This is a genomic window from Pseudomonas sp., from assembly GCF_028293835.1.
In the GTDB taxonomy this organism is placed as follows: Bacteria; Pseudomonadota; Gammaproteobacteria; order Pseudomonadales; family Pseudomonadaceae; genus Aquipseudomonas.
This window is the reverse complement of the sequence record NZ_JAQGNX010000170.1, coordinates 128,377-146,491: the sequence shown is the minus strand read 5'-3', so window position 1 is coordinate 146,491 and position 18,115 is coordinate 128,377. Positions and strand designations below refer to the sequence as shown.

Below are 18,115 nucleotides of genomic sequence, written 5' to 3'. Positions count from 1 at the left end.
GCTTTGGCTTTAACCCAACACTTCACTCAGTGGAATGAAGTTCAACCAATCGCCTTCAGCCACGGTGGTGCCTTCACGCACTTCAATGAGGCCTTCAGCCCAGGCCGCGCTACGCAACACGCCTGAACTTTGGTTGCTGTAATACACCACCCGCCCCTGTTCGAGTCGTCCGCGCAAATACTCTCGGCGATCGCCCGGCTTGTTCCAGGTGAATCCGGCGGGAACCGGAAACTGCATGGGCGCAACGTCCATTACTCCCTGGCGGCGCAGTAGATAAGGCCGAGCCAGCAGTGCAAACGTCACCAGGGTAGAGGCCGGATTACCTGGCAGGCCGATCACCGGTACGCCGCGAAAATGGCCAAAGGTCAGGGGTTTTCCGGGTTTGATCGCCAGTTTCCATAGCGACAATTCACCGTCTTCGCGCAATGCATGCCCGAGATAGTCCGCTTCGCCCACCGACACGCCACCCGTCGACAAAATCAAGTCAACATGGCCGAGGCTGCCCAGTGTGCTACGGGTTTTTTCCAGGTCGTCTGGCAAGATACCTGCGTCCACCACCTCGCAACCCAGACGCTGTAACCAACTGCACAGCAGGATCCGATTACTGTTGTAGATCTGCCCTGGGCCCAATGGCAGGCCTGGCTCAATCAGCTCATCGCCGGTAGACAGTACCGCCACCCGCACACGCCGAATCACGCTCAGCTCAGCCAGACCCAACGAAGCGGCAAGCCCCAATTCGATCGGCCCCAAGCGCGTACCCGCGGCCAACACCTGCTCGCCGACGGTGGTTTCCTGGCCTTGCGGACGGATGTTTTGCCCGGAACTCATTTTCTCAGTGAAACGCACCCGCTGATCGGCCCCAACCTCGGCATTTTCCTGCATCTCCACACAATCGGCCCCGGCCGGTACCGGAGCTCCCGTAAAAATGCGCGCACAGGTGCCGGGGGTAAGTGCTTCCGGGGCTTGACCGGCAAATATTCGCTGACTGACCACGAGCGGTTCGCCCGTCCAATCCGCCAGGCGCACCGCATAACCGTCCATGGCGCTGTTGGGCCATGGCGGTAAATCCAGGGTAGAGACCAACCCGTCAGCCAGCACACGCCCTTCTGCCTGTGCCAGTAAAACCCGCTCGCGCTCAAGGATCGGCGTCGCTGCAGCCATCTCCAACAAGCGCGCCATGGCGGCTTCAACCGGCATCATTGGTCGCGATTTAGTGTCGCTCATGTTCGTTTACCCGCGCGTTGCGCAGGGCTCTGCCTGCTTGAGATGAGAAACGAAGTTGCACGGACGAAACCTTGAATCAAGCTGTTCGGCGAGAATGCCGTCCCAACCGGTACGGCAGGCGTTGGTCGAGCCCGGCAGACAACACACCAATGTGCCGTTGGCCAACCCAGCCAGGGCGCGGGATTGCACGGTAGAAGAACCAATATCTGCCATGGAGATCTGCCGGAACATTTCACCGAAACCGTCGACTTTTTTGTCAAGCAAACAGCTCACCGCTTCGGGGGTACTGTCACGGCCAGTAAATCCTGTGCCGCCGGTAATCAACACCACCTGCACTTCATCGTCGGCGATCCAGGTAGCGACTTGTGCGCGGATTTTATACAGATCATCTTTGAGCAACACGCGCTCTATCAGGCTATGGCCCGCTTCGGTCAGGCGATCGACGAACACTTGGCCCGAGGTATCGGTTTCACGTGTGCGGGTGTCGCTGACGGTCAACACGGCGATATTCAGCGGAACAAAAGGTGTATCAGCCTTGGCTTTCATAGGCTCAATCCAAAGAGAGAGAAATAGCCCGCTGTTATATCACAGCACCGTTTTCCCGGCCTTCGGGTTAGCCCGTTATCGCGATTGACCTGCCGCGGTACTATTCAGGGAACTTGCCAGTGATGTATACGTCTCAAGGACGTAAGCTTCAAACCCAGCATTCCCTGACGGAGATTTGTAATGACTCAACGGACCCTAACCGCCGCCTTCCTGCTCGCGCTGAGCATGGCCAGCCTTGCCGGTTGCGCTTCGCCGACTGTAATAACGCTGAATGATGGTCGCGAAATCCAGGCTGTTGATACGCCGAAGTTCGATGAAGACACTGGATTCTACGAATTCAAACAGCTCGATGGCAAAGAAACCCGCGTCAACAAAGATCAAGTTCGCACCGTTAAAGAATTGTAAGAGTTAGCGGCTTCATGCTTTTGCAGTAGCGATCGCGACCTGCCGCGAGTGGGTGGCGGCAACGATCGGATTCATCGCCAGTTGATTTCGGGGTGTAGCGCAGCCAGGTAGCGCGTCTCGTTCGGGACGAGAAGGCCGCAGGTTCGAATCCTGTCTCCCCGACCACCATGGCAGGTCTCGACTCGCGCTGTTCAGGTCGAAACAGCGAAAAACCCGCCAAGTGCGGGTTTTTCCATTTTGCGCCAGCGCTGACGGGGCTGTGGCTTGATCAATTAGACCACTCGGGGCACCGGAATACTGAAACTGAAGGTACTGCCATGCCCCAGTTCGCTTTGCACCCACATCCGACCGCCATGCGCCTCGACAATCCCATGGGAAATGTACAGGCCAAGGCCGCTGCCCGTCGGGTTGCCTTCACGACTGGCCCAATACCGGTCAAAGACGTAGGGCAACTGTTCCGGACTGATGCCAGCTCCGGTATCCCGAACCGTGAACACCACGTCGTCATTGACCCGTTCGGCTGATATGTCGATCTTGCCGGTCATAGGGGTGAATTTAAGCGCATTACCCAATAAGTTCGAAAACACCTGAAACAGTCGATCAGGGTCAGCCAGGATCGTCAGGTTGTCTTGCGCCCTGTAGGCAAACTCGATGTGTTTGGCCGCAGCCAACGGCGATAGAATCGTGCATATCTGCTCAAGCATCACGTTGGCGTCGGTGATATGCAACGTGACCGAGTAACGCCCGGCTTCGAGCTTTGAAGTATCGAGCAAATCGTCCAGCAGGGTATTCATCCGCGAAGTGGCCTGGCGCATGGTGTCAATGGCCGAGCCCATGCGACGGCTGGCCTTGCTGTCGTCAACGACCACCATGTTTTGCATCACGCCACACTGCAAGGTAATGATGGTCATCGGTGTGCGCAGGTCATGAGACACCACTGCCACCAAGTCGTCGCGTTCGCGCACCGCCTGATGCTCACGCTGAACCTGGCGCGACAGGTCATTTTCCAGCGCAGACCTGCGCAGGTTCTCCACGGCATAAAGATCGCCGGAACTCCAGCGTCGGCAGGTGCCTTCAACCTGTTGCTTCCAGATTTCGAACGATAAACGTGGGTGCAGACGTCGGGGCCCTGAGGTCGGTTGGTCGGCATTTTTATCGGGATTACCGCTCCATTCAATGGTTGCCTTCACTTCCTCCCGGAACCACATGACTGCGTTATCCACCGGTTTGGGCAAGGTAAACCCGAGCATTCCACTGGCGACCCCCTGGTAAGCCAGCGCTGGGGGAAATTCCAGTCCCAGGCTCGTCGAATAGAAGATGCCTTTCCCTTGCTGACGCACCCAGCGGTACAACACACGGATCTCCTTGATGCTGGGGCACTCTCCGAACAGATGGAGTTGGTGGCCAATCAATACCGCCGCGCCCGTGGCGCCAGTCAATGCCATCAACTCTTCGGGATTATTGATCAAGCCCTCCAGCACATCATGGGCGGCACCGGCCATGGCCGCGACTAACTGATCGACCAAAACGGCTTTTTGCGACTGCTGCCGCCGAGTGTCCAGGTCCTCTAGCATGCTGATCTGCATGGACAGCAACTGACCAATGGATTTACACGCTATGCGCAGCTCATGGGGGACTTCCAGGGGCAACCGATTGCCGCACGTAATCAAGCCCCACAACATATCGTCCTTGAGCAACGAAATACTCATGGACGAACGCACACCCATATTTTGCAGATACTCGCAATGCCAGGGCGAAACACTGCGCAGCACCGCAAAACTCAAGTCCAGTGGCTGCAACGTGTCCGGACGAAGGGTGGGCAGGATCAAGACGGGCTTATACCGCGCGTCTGGGATTACCCGAATCCAGTTCGAGCGATACAGTTCGCGGGCCTGGGGCGGAATATCCGATGCCGGAAAAAAGTGCCCGAGATAAGGTGCCATATCCGGCGCCAGGGCCTCACCAATGACTTGCCCGTGCCCTTCATCCTCGAAGCGGTAAATCATGACCCGGTCATAACCCGTCAGCGCCTGAATCTCACTGACACTGACCTGATACAGGGCTTCAAGGGTTTTCGCCGCTTGCATTCGCCGTAACGCACGGGCGATAAGCTTCTGCTGATCAACCACTGCCGGACGTACCCGTTCCAGCTCTAGAATCAACACTTGCTGATGGCGATGCAGAAGACCGTCGAATATCCGGCCATTCAGCGTGAGTACAAGCGGCTCGTTATCATCTCCATCGAGGTCTTCCAGCCCATGCCGCAGGCTGCGCAGTTGCGTATCGCCAAGCACCGTGATCAGCGATTGACCCAGCAACAGGTCAGGAGGCAGACCCAACACTTCAAGGCTGTTGGCGCTGACCTGCATGATGGTGAGGTCAGGTTCAGCCAGCGTCATGAGCAAGCCATGGGGCTGAATCGAACCCGGGATTCGGATCGGTTCATCGGCGCATGCTTCCAGCGCAGCAGGCGGATTGTCTAACTCCATGTCGGTCATTGCAGAACCTCCGATGTTTCCAGCCATTGTTCGAAGCAGATAAACGTCTGCTGGGCGACTGCCACCGCTTGTGCAATGTCTTTGGGTTCTTGCAAAACCGAGAGGCACGCTATAAACCCTTGCCACAACGTGCGGGTTTCAGCGCCATAAACATCCATGAATTTCCCGCCGCTGGCGGAGTCGATGTGGAGTTTTTTCTTGATGATGCCGCGCAGAGCTTGTCCACCGAGGGTTGCACCCTCGACGACGTACAACGCCCCCAGCGCCTGGGCCTGGGTTTCAATGACGGGCAGGTATAAACAGCGCGGCAACGCGTCGATGCGCGCCGCCGTCAAACCTAAGGCCATTAAGTCCTGGGTTAAAGCGGAAGTCTTCAGGCGCCCCGCCCAGCCCAGGCCCGGAATGACAGACGCCGTTGCCGCCAGCAAATCCTCGAATGCCAGATAAAACCCGTAATAAGCCTGCATCATGCGGCGGTACACGGCGACATCGGTCGTAGAGAAAGGTAGACGTGCATCCAGACGTCGATGCAGGTGCGAGGTAGCAGCACGCAAATCACTGTGGATCGGCGGCACAGGTAGCGGCTGAATATTCATATGCGGTGTAAAGTAACAGCAAGTTGCCAAACAATGTAACTTCGTTCAACACATACCTAAAATAGCTGTTCAGCTCGCGTAGCCGGGACCGAAACCGAATCAGGCAGCGCTGAAAATACTTCGTTTCGCTACCATTTGAGCTCAATTTTACTCTCGAAATGCCGAGCTTCACCGGACAGCGGATCAACGAAACGCAGGCCTTGCGCCAATAGTTTCAATGGCAGGTTGAAGTCGTCCGCAGCGCTATTGATCACGTCCGGATAAAACGGGTCGTTGCAAATAGGCGCTCCCAACGCCGCCATGTGCACGCGCAGTTGATGCTTCTTGCCAGTTACCGGGTACAGGCCATAACGCCACCAGTCGCCTTGCCGTTCACTGACTTCAATTCGTGTTTCGGTATTACTGGCGCCAATCCCTTCGCACATACGGAAAAACGGTTCGCCTGCCACCAGGCGGCTTTTGTGCACCTGGGGAAATTCAACCTCTGGCAATGCTCGGGCGATGGCCTCATACCGCTTGTGGATTTCGCGGGTTGGGAACAGCGATTGATAGGCCGAGCGACTGCTCTTGTTGGCCGAGAACAACACCAGCCCCGCCGTGTGTCGATCGATGCGGTGCAGCGGCACCAGGTCAGGATTGCCCAGTCGCCGGATCAGGCGCCGCAGCAACGTCTGCTCGACATATTCGCCCGCTGGCGTCACCGGTAGAAAGTGCGGCTTGTCAGCCACCACCAAATGCTCGTCTGCATACAAGATAGTTTCCACAACCGGAATCGGTGTTTCATTCGGCACTTCGCGAAAGTAGTGCACGCGCAGGCCTTCCTTATAAGCCAGCGCCGGGGTGATGGCTAAACCATTAGCGTCCAGCACCCGCCCCCTGGCGATTCGACTCAGCCATTGCTCCCGACTGATCGCCACGAAATGCGCGCACAGACAGTCCAGAACGGTCGCCCAAGGCCCGGCGGGAAGGTACAACGTGCTGGCTTGGCTTTGAGCGGGAGAAAAGGCGGATTCAGACATAAACGGGCTCAACAACGTGACCGGCCTTGATTGGCCGGTTGCGCATTATCACGCAACGCTGGGCAGGAACCTAATGGGTGGCACGACTCGCGGTCAACCGCGAGCCAGTATTGGATTTTGTGCAGCAGCGGCATCGGTAAACTCTTTTAGCCAACGCAACACGTCGACTGCCTCCCACCGGCCAGGATCGTAAAGTGCGTAAAGCAAGCCCTGATAACCGACCACGTCAAGTTGACGGTGGTAACCAGCCCGTTGAAACAACGCTTCGATTTCCGCAAAACAGGTATTGAAATGCACTTTGGTAAACGGGGTTTTGCCTTCGGTGACCAAACCATCCATGCGCAGCTCCAGCACGGCCTCGCTGACCACCTCGGCCGACATCCGATTTACGCTGTTTTTCAGTTGTTCGACGTTGACCATATCGGTTGCTCTCTGTGTGTTCTTTACATCTGTTCAATAACGGTTTGGCTGCGTTGTCAACCGCTGGGCTGTATCAAATGCGCACAGCGCAACCACCAGGAAAACGCCGAATGCATCGCTGATGCATGGGAATGCCCTGGCTGACTGTATATGCGTACAGTAACCGAATAGAGGACTGTTGACCATTGGATTGTGGCCAGCGTGCGACCGATGGGGGACGCACATCCTGTTTAGCCAACCTGGTTGGCGAAGATCCCCGCGGTCTGCCTGGCCACCGCCTCGACCATAAACGGTCTTCAGCCGATGCAGTGAGAGGTGCCTGATCGATGTGCCTAGCGCAAAAAATGCACCACCTGTGCAGCATCGAACGGCCAGTCCAGCTCTTCACCGGTATCTACACGCCGCAGCACGGGTATCCGCAACCCATAGACGTCGTACAACGCTTCCGTCTCGCCAATGTCGATCAGTTCCACCATCAAACCGTGTTCGACCAAAGGCAGCAGTTCAGCTTCGGCGACTTCACACAAGTGACACCCGAGGGTGCTGAACAGTTGGCATTCAGGAGGCATGGATACACCTTTGCACAGCGCGTTGAGCGTGAGAAAAACCATAGTTTAGGCCGCTGCGGCCTGACGCGTCGAGATCAATCCCGCACCGGATTCAATCCTGACTGACCGAGCCGATCTTGTGAATCGACAGGTCAGCACCGTAGTACTCTTCCTCTTGACTCAAGCGCAGTCCAGTCACCATCTTGATTGCGCCATACACCACAAAACCGCCAAGCAAGGCCACTGCAACGCCCGATGCGGTGCCTATCAGCTGACTGATAAGACTGACTCCACCGAGTCCGCCCAACCCGCTTTGACCAAAGATTCCGCAGGCTACACCACCCCAGACGCCGCACAACCCATGCAAAGGCCAGACGCCAAGAACGTCGTCGATTTTCCAACGTACCTGCGCCGCCGTAAAACACCAGACGAACAGCCCGCCGGCGATGAGTCCAGTGACCAATGCGCCCACGGGGTGCATCAAATCCGACCCGGCACAAATCGCCACTAGCCCGGCTAACGGGCCGTTGTGTAAAAAACCAGGATCGTTGCGACCGACGACGAGTGCTGCGACCGTTCCGCCCACCATTGCCATCAATGAGTTGACCGCCACCAGCCCGCTGACGTTTTCCAGGGTCTGCGCACTCATCACGTTAAAACCGAACCAACCTACGATCAAAATCCATGACCCCAGCGCCAGAAACGGGATACTCGATGGCGGGTAGGCAACCAGCCGCCCATCCCGGTAGCGACCATCGCGCGGCCCCAGCAACAGCACTGCTGCCAGCGCCAGCCAGCCGCCCATGGCGTGGACCACGACCGAGCCGGCAAAGTCGTGGAAGCTGGCGCCAAAGTGCGTCAGTAACCAGGTCTGCAGACCAAAATTGCCGTTCCAGACAATACCTTCAAAAAACGGATAAACGAACGCCACGATCAATACGGTTGCGCACATCTGCGGCGCGAATCGAGCCCGCTCCGCAATGCCACCGGAAATTATCGCGGGAATTGCTGCGGCAAAGGTCAGCAAGAAGAAAAACTTCACCAACCCGTACCCATGATCAGCACTGATCACTGCGGCAGGCTGAAGAAAATTCACCCCGTAGGAAATCCAGTAGCCTATAAAGAAATACGCGAGGGTCGACATGGCGAAATCGCTGAGAATCTTGGATAACGCATTCACCTGATTTTTATGGCGAACCGTACCGACCTCAAGGAATGCAAAACCGGCGTGCATGGCCAGAACCATTACGGCGCCGAGTAATATAAAGACGGTGTTGGAGCTTTGGACTAAATGGTCCACAGCGCTGTTCAAGTTTTCCATCGATGGGCAGGCCTGCAAATATGCTTAAAAGCACCAGAACGGGTCATCCTCTTAAAATACGCCCCTAAACAGAGCCACCCCCACTCGAAAGCTGCAGGCATGAATCTATTTGGCGCGGACGAATAAGCGTGGCGATAATCCGTTCAGGGGTTTTTTAAATGATTTTTAGTGTGAGCGACAGGTCTGCGACAGGTTCGCCACCGCCTTCGCCCTTATTAAGCGCATCAACCCTCCATGGCGCACCATCTGGAAGCAAAACCTATACCAAGTGAGGTTTACACGGGAATGGCGGATGAAATGAACCTTCAGCAAACCGGTAGACTCGAAAGATCGCAAGCCACTAAACGGAGATAACCATGGCCCGCACTACAGCGCAGAACGCTCAGGAAATACTGATGGCCGATTTTCAGACATTGGTCAGCGACACGGAAAAGCTGCTCGCCCATACCGCAACACTGGCCGGAGATCAGGCCGACGAGCTAAGGGGGCAGATTCACGAAAGCCTGCTCAAAGCGCGGGAAACACTGAAACTCACCGAAGAATCCCTGAAAGAACGCGGCAAGGCTGCGGTAGTAGCCACCGAAGACTACGTGCAGAGCAATCCATGGCAGTCCGTTGGTATTGCGGCTGGCGTAGGGTTCCTGCTGGGCCTTCTGGCTACCAGGCGCTAACGGATATGGCCTTGGGCACAGAGTCAGGTCCGTCAGCTGCGGACCCTACGTCTTCACCTCGGCGCCTTGGAGCAGCGTTCCTTGGCTTGTTGCACAGTCATGTCGAGCTATTCGGCATTGAATTGCAGGAGCAAAAGTCGCGTACCGTCAGCCTGTTGTTATTTGCCGGGCTGTCGCTGGTGTTTGCCTTGCTGCTGTTCATTGGTTTATCGACACTGGTGCTGATCCTGGTATGGGACACCTACAGGCTTGCGGGCATTATTGGCCTTTGCCTGTTTTATATATTGGCGGCTGCGTTCTGCGGGATGCGTTTGAAGGCGGCAATTTTCGATGAATCCTCGCCCTTCAGCGCGACACTTGAAGAGCTGGCCAAAGACCGGGAGCGACTGGCGCCATGAGCCTGACCGAACCGCAACCCAACTCTCGCCGCGAGCTGCGCAAGGCATTGATCCGCCTGCGCATGGAGATGCACCGTCAAGAGATTCGCCATGAAACCGGCCAATTGATGCAGCCGCTGCTGCGCGTACGCGGCATGAGCCAAGACTGGCAAGGTACGCTGGGCATCAAGCATGCGCCGCTGTGGGGCATGGGCATCGTTACCCTCCTCGGCTTTCTTGGCGGCAAAGGTACCAAAGCCGGCGGACTCAATAGCGTTTCGCGCCTGGTCAAATTAGGGACGACCCTTATGCCGTTGATAAAACTGGTATTACAGGGCTCCCCGCGCAAACCCTGATTATTCTATCTGGCTGCATTCTTGCAGAGCGTTATTGACTGTTCACTTTATGGTTCGCCATGGAGTGAGCAGTCCTGCCTGCCCGGCAGACTCATTCCGGTTCTACTAAGGAGGCTCCGTGATCGATGGGCAACCGCTAGCCTGCTTTCAGCCGTTCATCGATACCGCTACAGGTCGCATTGCCGGGGTTGAGGCGCTGGGCCGCCTGCGCCAAAGTGATGGTCAGCTTCTATCCGTCGGCCCGTTGTTCGCCGACCCAAAAATCTCGCCTGCGATACTCCGCCGTCTGGACCGGGCAATTCGCGACAACGCCCTTAGCCGGATGCACGAAGTCCCCGCTGACTGGTTTCTTAGCCTCAATATCTCCCCTCGTTGGATCAGTCGTTTACGTCCGGCGCAACCTTTACCGAGCCTCAAGCAATTGCAGCGCCATGGAGTGGCGCCACAACGTATCGTTTACGAAATTACTGAACTGGTGGGTGACACTCAGCGACTGGCCGGCGTTGTAGCGCGTTATCGCGAAGCGGGCGCGCGCATCGCCATCGATGATTTCGGTGCGGGTTATTCCCAGTTGGAACGGGTACTGGCATTGCAGCCAGACATTTTAAAACTCGATATGCGCCTGTTTCAGGCCGCCGCCCGCGGTGGCCCCAGCAGTGACGTGGTCAAAGCCCTGGCGCAAATGGCGGAAAAAACCGGCTGCTGGATTATTGCCGAAGGTGTCGAAACCGAAGCCGAGCTAGACTTTGCCCTGGAATGTGGCTCGCGATACGTTCAGGGTTTTTTGTTTGCCAAAGGCGAGCTGGATTTCCCGCCTGCGGACGCATTTGTCCAACGCTTCGCCGAGTTGCGCGACCGCTACGTGCTGAAAAAAGTTGATGAGCGTGCTCGACTCATGACCCTTCGCAAGCAGTTGGGCAAGCTCATGAACCTCCTTCAAGCTTGGGCAGAAAGTAGCGCGCCCCTTTGTGACCTGCCAAAACTGCACGACTACCCCTGGTTTCTGCGCTTTTATCAATGCGACCGGCACGGCACTCAACTGACGCCCAATCTGGAGTGGCGTGACGGAGCCTGGAACGCTGACTCCAGCTACCTTGGCCATAACTGGTCGTGGCGCCCCTATTTCTATCAACTCCTGGCTGAAGGATGGGATGACCGCCGTCTGACTTTGTCCAATACGTATCGCGACGCAACCAGCAACCAATATTGCCTGACTGCCGGGCAGTTTTTCGACAATGGTCAACGCCTGCTGCTGATCGATATCGATGCCGCTGGATTGTGATACAGAGTCGCCCATCCAGCACTTGCAGCCGAAGGACTGAACCGGGAAGCTAGGCGTCTTCAACAGATGGAGTAAACGCCTTGGATTGGCACACCCTGCTTAACCGTGAACGACTTGGCAAACCTATACACAGCCCGCAAGAGCTGGGGCGCAGCCCTTTTCACAAAGATCATGATCGCATCATCTTCTCCGGCGCCTTTCGCAGGCTGGGACGAAAGACCCAGGTGCATCCGGTTACCAGCAACGACCATATTCATACCCGTCTTACCCACTCGCTGGAAGTCAGCTGCGTCGGCCGCTCCTTAGGGATGAGGGTGGGCGAAACCATCCGTGATGCCCTGCCCGACTGGTGCGAGCCGAGCGATTTGGGCATGGTCGTGCAGTCGGCGTGCCTGGCCCACGACATCGGCAATCCGCCGTTTGGCCACTCGGGCGAAGACGCGATCCGGCATTGGTTTCTGCAAGCGGCAGGACGTGGCTGGCTGGACGCCATGAGCGACGTCGAGCGCAACGACTTTTTGAATTTCGAAGGCAACGCTCAAGGCTTTCGAGTGCTGACGCAACTGGAATACCACCAGTTTGACGGCGGCACTCGCCTGACCTACGCAACCCTTGGCACCTATTTGAAATACCCGTGGACTGCGCGGCACGCGGACTCGCTGGGCTACAAGAAGCACAAGTTCGGTTGCTACCAGAGCGAGCTGCCAATCCTCGAGCAGATCGCCCATAAGCTCGGCCTTCCGCAACTGGAAGAACAACGTTGGGCACGTCATCCCTTGGTGTACCTGATGGAGGCAGCCGATGACATCTGCTACGCCTTGATTGACCTCGAAGACGGTCTGGAAATGGACTTGCTTGAGTACGCCGAGGTGGAATCCTTGCTGCTGGGTCTGGTCGGCGATGACATTCCGGAAACCTATCGACAGTTGGGCCCCACCGATTCACGTCGGCGCAAGCTGGCCATCCTGCGCGGCAAAGCCATCGAACACCTGACCAATGCCGCTGCACGTGCATTCGTCGAGCAACAGGACGCGTTGCTGGCGGGCACCCTGACTGGCGATCTGGTGGAACACATGCACGGTCCCGCCAAGCGTTGCGTTCTGGACGCGAAGGACATGGCGCGCAAAAAAATCTTCCAGGACAAACGTAAAACTCTGCATGAGATCGGCGCCTACACCACCCTTGAGGTTTTGCTCAACGCGTTTTGTGGGGCCGCGCTTGAGCAATTCGGCGGACGCACGCCGTCGTTCAAGCATCGCCGCATTCTCGACCTCCTGGGTAATAACGCCCCGGACCCACATTGGCCGCTGCATACCTCGTTCCTGCGCATGATCGACTTTATCGCGGGTATGACTGATAGCTATGCCAGTGAGATGGCAGGCGAAATGACCGGCCGTTCGAGCTCGGTTTAACCCTGTCGACAGAGGTATCGGACGCTCCGCAGATCCTCTGACGGAGCCGACGTGTTGGCGCATCTGGATCCCAGCACGACGATGAATCCGGATCGGTACAACGACCCGATGCAACCCTGGGAATGAAAGACGAGATGTAGCGCCAACATTACGTGGCTCTTGCGGCGACTTGCCTGTATTTACACGTCCTCTCATTGCAATTAGGGACGGGGACTACACACAGCTCGGAAATTTCCTATCGCCCGTGAAGCTCGGCTGCCGAATAATCGGACCTGTTTTCTGGCCCCTACCGGTCGGACTTGCGCGTATCGCGCCATCGCTTTAGCCCGGAATACCCAGATGCCAAAAAACACCCTGCGAATCCTCTTGGTGGAAGACCACCCTTTTCAGCTTATCGCTACGCAAATACTGCTTAACAATCACGGCTATTACCTATTGACCCCGGCGCTGAGCGCTGCCGAGGCAATGCTAGCCCTGGAAAATGCCATAGAGCCGTTCGACCTCTTGCTGTGCGACCAATGCCTGCCTGACCTGACGGGATTGGAATTGATTGGCCTGACCAGCCAGCGCCGCTTGATTGACCGTGCAGTGATCCTCAGTGGCCTAAGTGACGATCACCTGCTGGAGCTACAACAGCAGGCCGAACTACTGTGCCTGCCCCTGCTGGGCTGCTTGAGCAAGCCTCTACGGGTTCAGGCGCTGGTCGAGCTGCTGCTAACCAGCGTCGAGCCCGCCTCCCCGCAAGCCTTATAAACTCAATAAACGGCGATTAAACATTTCATAGAGCCGACGCACGTTAATAAACATAATCGCAAAGTAAGTTAATACCTAATTGCATGTAGGAATATTCCGAAACGCTATAAAGCGACTGTGATTTCCTGTCGATTCCACACAATATGGGCGCTCAAGATTAAACATCAGCCGTGGATTTCTGAACACTTACGTACGGAAATACGTTAATTTTTGTAGGAAACTTCCTATATCCACTTAGCGGCCCCGCAGGTTCATGTGCCAACCCAAGCTTCTGAGCTAAGGTGCGCGCATTATTCTCTACGTGTATGGAACTGAATTATGAACACCGTTTTTATCATCGACGATCACCCCGTTATTCGCCTCGCGGTGCGGATGTTATTGGAAAACGAAAATTATGAGGTCGTTGGCGAAACGGATAATGGCGTCGACGCCATGCAAATGGTCCGCGAATGCATGCCTGACCTGATCATCCTTGATATCAGCATCCCCAAGCTTGACGGCCTGGAGGTACTGGCTCGCTTCAACGCTATGAACCTACCCTCGAAAATTCTTATATTAACGGCCCAGACGCCGAATCTTTTCGCTATACGCTGTATGCAGTCCGGAGCGGCCGGTTATGTGTGCAAACAGGAAGATTTGAGTGAGCTGCTCAGTTCGGTAAGAGCGGTATTATCGGGCTACAATTACTTTCCGAGCCAAGCCCTGAGCCCTGCTTCTCGCCAAGAGGGCCCACCGTCCGAAATCGAATTATTTAAATTGGTCAATGATCGTGAATTAATGGTATTGCAGTTGTTTGCTCAAGGCCGGACCAATAAGGAAATTGCCAAGGGTATGTTTCTCAGCAACAAGACCGTCAGCACCTACAAAACACGCCTGATGCAAAAGCTCAAGGCAAAAACCTTGGTAGAACTTATCGAGCTGGCAAAACGCAACGCGCTAGTGTGAGAGGCCGGATGTCGACGCGCTTAATGGATTATCTAAAGCTGACTGCAGGCATGTGCCTGAGCATCAGTGTGCAGGCAGCAGACCTTGCGTCACAAAACTACACCTTGCTCAGCCGGTCCAGTCCCAGCCACATGGACACCCGGCTGGACAGGTCGCAATGGCAGTGGCTGCAAAACAAGCGTGAACTCAGGCTGGGCACCTCAGCCCCGGATTACCCGCCGTTCGACATGACCCTCACCGGTCACGACTACGAAGGATTCACAGCAGACTATGCCGGCATTCTCAGCCACGCCCTGGATATGCCCATCAAGGTGCTGCGCTTCGAATCAAGGGAAGCGGCGATTGAAGCCCTGACCGAGGGGCAAATCGACTTGCTGGGCAGCGCCAACGGGTTCGAGGCACAAGGCAAGAACATCACGTTGTCCCTGCCCTATGCCGTAGATCAACCGGTGCTGGTCACCCGGACCGGAGAAACCCGCGCGCTTACCGATGGTCTGGCGGGTATGCGGGTGAGCATGGTTTATCACTATCTGCCCCGTGAAGAAGTCGAAGCGCTTTACCCCGATGCTCTTCTTCAAACCTATCCGTCGTTTCAAAGCGCGATTAACGCGGTGGCCTTCAATCAGGCCGATGTCTTTCTGGGCGACACGATTTCCACCCACTATCTGATCAACAAGGGCTATCTAAACAATGTGCAGATGGCCAATTTTGGTAAACATGAAGCTGACGGCTTCAGTTTTGCCATGCGTAACGATGACGTCGAATTACTGGACATAGTCAACAAAGCGCTGAAAGCAATACCCATCTCCGAACGAGTGGACATCTCCAAACGCTGGAGCGCTGGTAGCGACTTGCTTCTCACTGACCAGAAACTGCAACTTACTCAGCGCGAGGAACGCTGGGTAGCGCAACATCCGGTGGTGCGCGTGGTGATGAACGAGGCCTATGCGCCACTGACCTTTCTGGACGCCAGCGGCAATTTTCGCGGAATTACCGCAGACGTGTTCGACCTGATACGCCTACGTACTGGCTTGAACTTCGAGGTCAGACGCGAACCGAGCATGGCCGACATGATGAAGCAGGTCAGTGAAGGTCACGCCGACGTAATCGGCACGATGATTCCGAGTGAGGAACGGGAGGCACGCTTCAGTTTCAGCCGTCCTTATCTGGACACCTCGTTTGTTCTGGTTACCCGTCAGGAGCCCTCGAGTCCGAGCCAGCTGGACGAACTCGATGGCAAGCGTCTCGCGGTCACCCGAAACAGCCCGACTCTAGCTTTCATTCGACGCGAGCACCCCGGTATTGAGCTGGTAGAAACAGACAATCCGTTTCAGGCGCTGGATGTGCTTGCCCAGCAACAAGCGCAGGGTGCCATCGTGTCGCTTCCTAGCGCCAATTACTTTCTGTCATCGCAACTGTTCGAAGACCAGTTGCGAATGAGCGCCACCGTTGGCGACGATCAGGCCCGTATTTCCATTGCCACAGCTCGGGATGCCACCGAGCTGAGTTCGATTCTCGACAAGGCGCTTTCAAGCATTGCCCCAGAAGACCTCGCGGTAATCAATAACCGCTGGCGTGCCTATGTGCCGCCTAGCGGGGGGTACTGGCGTAATTACCATGAACTGATTTCGCAAATCGTCATGGGCACCGGTTTGCTGCTGTTGGGCTCCCTGGCGTGGAACGCCTATATGCGCCGGCAGATTAAACAACGTGAGCTGACCGAGCGTGCATTGAATGACCAGTTTGAATTCATGCGCACCTTACTCAACGGCACACCCCACCCCATCTATGTACGTGATTGTGATGGACTGCTGCAAACCTGTAACGACAGTTATATAGCTGCTTTTGCCGTTACCCGAGAACAGGTTATTGGCAAAAGCGTAGCTGACGGGGTGCTGGATAACGTGTCCGAGGCGCGCGAGTTCGCGGCTGATTACGAGCGTGTCATGGCCCAGGGCACTTCGCAGATTGGTGATCGGGAGCTACAGATCGGTGATCGCCACCTGACCATTTACCATTGGATTCTTCCTTTTCGCGATTCGCTGGGCGAGGTACAAGGCATCATCGGTGGCTGGATCGACATCAGCGAACGACGCGAACTTCTGGAGCAACTACGCGGCGCCAAGGACCGCGCCGATGAGGCCAGCCGCGCTAAAAGTACCTTCCTGGCCACCATGAGCCATGAAATTCGCACCCCGATGAATGCAGTTATCGGCATGCTCGAACTAGCGCTCAAGCACGCCGATCAAGGTCATCTCGACCGGCCCGCCATTGAAGTCGCTTATAGTTCGGCCCGAGATCTGCTTGAGCTGATCGGTGACATTCTCGACATCGCCCGCATCGAATCCGGTCGCCTCAGCCTATCCCCGGAACGAACCAATCTTCGAGCACTTATTGAGTCCGTGGTCCGCGTTTTTGACGGCCTTGCGCGACAGAAAAACTTGATCCTGCTGCTTGATCTAGACAGCCGTATTAATGTCGACGTCCTGCTCGACCCTTTACGTTTCAAGCAGGTTTTGTCCAACCTACTAAGCAACGCCATCAAATTTACCGAGCATGGCCAGGTCAAGATCAGCTTGATCGTCGAGGACAGTCCCGATCCGCTGCAATTACGTGTGCAATTGCACGTTCAAGACAGCGGGATCGGCATCAGCGAGGATGATCAGCAACGCTTGTTCGAGCCTTTCGCTCAAGCCGACAATTCCGGCCAGTTGGCCAGAAGTGGCGCTGGACTTGGCCTGGTCATCTGCCGAAACCTGTGTGAAATGATGGGCGGACAGTTGAGCCTGAGCAGTCAGCCAGGCCAAGGCACGCAGGTGATGATTGCACTGACACTGACCACCCTCGAGCCGCTCAGTATTATTGCGCAACACAGCGAAACGTTAGCTGAAGGCCTCGGGCCGTTGAAGGTTTTGATCGCCGATGACCATCCGGCCAATCGATTGTTAATGGGTCAACAGCTTGGCTTCCTCGGCCACCACTTCCAGTCCGCTGAAAACGGTGCGCAGGCCTTGCAGCTTTGGCTGGACCAGCCATTCGACCTGGTCTTGGCCGATTGCAACATGCCGGTTATGAATGGCTACGATCTGAGCCGTGCAATTCGCGCACATGAACATAGCCACTCGCTATCACCCTGCTCCATCTTCGGTTTCACGGCAAATGCGCAACCGGAAGAGTATCAGCGCTGCCGTGATGCCGGAATGAACACGTGCCTGTTCAAACCCATAGGCCTTAATGCCTTGGCTGAAACGCTGGCCACGGTTGAATCGGGCGAAGCGTCTGAACCGCCACCCGCCGTTAGCCTGGCGGTGTTCAGTGTAGATGGCGTTAACGCCCTGACGGGGGGCAAACCGGAATTGGTTACACGTCTACTCACGCAATTGCTCGCTAGCAGCCAGGAGGACCGTATAGAACTTGAAGCAATCGTGAGCAACGATCTCAAGCGACTGGGTGACTTGGCGCACAAGATCAAAGGTGCCGCTCAAATCATCCAGGCATGTAATGTCATTACCCAATGTGAAGCGCTGGAACAAGCCTGCCTCGAAGCAGCCTCAGTCGAGGTTATCGACACACTTCGACGCGCCATTGACGCCGCAATGAAAGAACTGGAGCAAGCGCTTCGCCTGCAGCAAGCAAGCAAGGACGGGCCATTATTCAAGTGATTCCAATCCCGGCGTCTACAGCCGCAACAAATCGTGGCTATCGATAAAAACCGGTTGTTGATGAAGGGAAGGTCAGGGGC

General features: G+C 56.0%; 17 protein-coding genes and 1 tRNA gene. 10 read left to right on the top strand and 8 right to left on the bottom strand.

Features of this window, described 5'->3' with window-relative positions; genetic code table 11:
* Window positions 1-9: 9 nt before the first annotated feature.
* Both glp and moaB read right to left on the bottom strand, forming a co-directional pair.
* Entirely contained in the window at window positions 10-1,224 is a 1,215-nt protein-coding gene (gene glp, locus JWR17_RS23215; protein WP_299835236.1) for a gephyrin-like molybdotransferase Glp, read from the bottom strand.
* Window positions 1,225-1,230: 6 nt separating this feature from the next.
* Window positions 1,231-1,770 (bottom strand): molybdenum cofactor biosynthesis protein B, encoded by a 540-nt coding sequence (gene moaB / locus JWR17_RS23210; protein WP_299835234.1) that lies wholly within the window; start codon window positions 1,768-1,770, stop codon window positions 1,231-1,233.
* Window positions 1,771-1,950: 180 nt separating this feature from the next.
* On the opposite strand from moaB, the gene JWR17_RS23205 reads away from it, so the two are divergent.
* The gene (locus JWR17_RS23205; RefSeq protein WP_299835232.1) at window positions 1,951-2,175 is read left to right on the top strand and encodes a YgdI/YgdR family lipoprotein; all 225 of its coding nucleotides are present in this window, start codon (window positions 1,951-1,953) and stop codon (window positions 2,173-2,175) included.
* 88 nt (window positions 2,176-2,263) lie between these two features.
* Window positions 2,264-2,340, top strand: a tRNA-Pro gene (locus JWR17_RS23200).
* Between the two features lie 107 nt (window positions 2,341-2,447).
* On the opposite strand, the gene JWR17_RS23195 is transcribed toward JWR17_RS23200, so the two are convergent.
* The 6 genes from JWR17_RS23195 to JWR17_RS23170 all read right to left on the bottom strand — a co-directional run bounded on the left by JWR17_RS23195 (window position 2,448) and on the right by JWR17_RS23170 (window position 8,577).
* The gene (locus JWR17_RS23195) at window positions 2,448-4,664 is read right to left on the bottom strand and encodes an ATP-binding protein (protein WP_299835350.1); all 2,217 of its coding nucleotides are present in this window, start codon (window positions 4,662-4,664) and stop codon (window positions 2,448-2,450) included.
* A 5-nt stretch (window positions 4,665-4,669) separates the two neighbouring features.
* On the bottom strand, window positions 4,670-5,269 hold the full coding sequence (locus JWR17_RS23190) for a biliverdin-producing heme oxygenase (RefSeq protein WP_299835230.1): 600 nt from the start codon (window positions 5,267-5,269) through the stop codon (window positions 4,670-4,672).
* A 128-nt stretch (window positions 5,270-5,397) separates the two neighbouring features.
* On the bottom strand, window positions 5,398-6,288 hold the full coding sequence (locus JWR17_RS23185; protein ID WP_299835228.1) for a pseudouridine synthase: 891 nt from the start codon (window positions 6,286-6,288) through the stop codon (window positions 5,398-5,400).
* Between the two features lie 93 nt (window positions 6,289-6,381).
* The gene (locus JWR17_RS23180) at window positions 6,382-6,708 is read right to left on the bottom strand and encodes a transcriptional regulator (protein ID WP_299835226.1); all 327 of its coding nucleotides are present in this window, start codon (window positions 6,706-6,708) and stop codon (window positions 6,382-6,384) included.
* A gap of 332 nt (window positions 6,709-7,040) precedes the next feature.
* Complete coding sequence (locus JWR17_RS23175) at window positions 7,041-7,277, bottom strand: glutaredoxin family protein (protein ID WP_299835224.1); 237 nt, start codon at window positions 7,275-7,277, stop codon at window positions 7,041-7,043.
* Window positions 7,278-7,368: 91 nt separating this feature from the next.
* Complete coding sequence (locus JWR17_RS23170) at window positions 7,369-8,577, bottom strand: ammonium transporter (RefSeq protein ID WP_299835222.1); 1,209 nt, start codon at window positions 8,575-8,577, stop codon at window positions 7,369-7,371.
* Between the two features lie 356 nt (window positions 8,578-8,933).
* Between JWR17_RS23170 and JWR17_RS23165 the strand changes: the two genes are divergently transcribed.
* The 8 genes from JWR17_RS23165 (at window position 8,934) to JWR17_RS23130 (ending at window position 18,035) form a co-directional block, all read left to right on the top strand.
* Entirely contained in the window at window positions 8,934-9,248 is a 315-nt protein-coding gene (locus tag JWR17_RS23165) for a YqjD family protein (RefSeq protein WP_299835220.1), read from the top strand.
* Between the two features lie 5 nt (window positions 9,249-9,253).
* Entirely contained in the window at window positions 9,254-9,646 is a 393-nt protein-coding gene (locus JWR17_RS23160) for a phage holin family protein (RefSeq protein ID WP_299835218.1), read from the top strand.
* Window positions 9,643-9,981, top strand: coding sequence for a hypothetical protein (locus tag JWR17_RS23155; protein WP_299835216.1), 339 nt, complete (start codon window positions 9,643-9,645; stop codon window positions 9,979-9,981). The genes JWR17_RS23160 and JWR17_RS23155 overlap by 4 nt, the downstream gene beginning before the upstream one ends.
* Window positions 9,982-10,099: 118 nt before the next feature.
* On the top strand, window positions 10,100-11,263 hold the full coding sequence (locus tag JWR17_RS23150; protein WP_299835214.1) for an EAL domain-containing protein: 1,164 nt from the start codon (window positions 10,100-10,102) through the stop codon (window positions 11,261-11,263).
* An 80-nt stretch (window positions 11,264-11,343) separates the two neighbouring features.
* On the top strand, window positions 11,344-12,675 hold the full coding sequence (locus JWR17_RS23145; RefSeq protein ID WP_299835212.1) for a deoxyguanosinetriphosphate triphosphohydrolase: 1,332 nt from the start codon (window positions 11,344-11,346) through the stop codon (window positions 12,673-12,675).
* A 339-nt stretch (window positions 12,676-13,014) separates the two neighbouring features.
* Window positions 13,015-13,428 carry a response regulator gene (locus tag JWR17_RS23140; RefSeq protein ID WP_299835210.1) on the top strand — a complete coding sequence of 138 codons (414 nt, stop codon included), beginning with the start codon at window positions 13,015-13,017 and terminating at the stop codon, window positions 13,426-13,428.
* 318 nt (window positions 13,429-13,746) lie between these two features.
* Window positions 13,747-14,373 carry a response regulator transcription factor gene (locus JWR17_RS23135; RefSeq protein ID WP_299835208.1) on the top strand — a complete coding sequence of 209 codons (627 nt, stop codon included), beginning with the start codon at window positions 13,747-13,749 and terminating at the stop codon, window positions 14,371-14,373.
* 50 nt (window positions 14,374-14,423) lie between these two features.
* Window positions 14,424-18,035 carry a transporter substrate-binding domain-containing protein gene (locus JWR17_RS23130; protein ID WP_299835348.1) on the top strand — a complete coding sequence of 1,204 codons (3,612 nt, stop codon included), beginning with the start codon at window positions 14,424-14,426 and terminating at the stop codon, window positions 18,033-18,035.
* Window positions 18,036-18,115 lie beyond the last annotated feature (80 nt).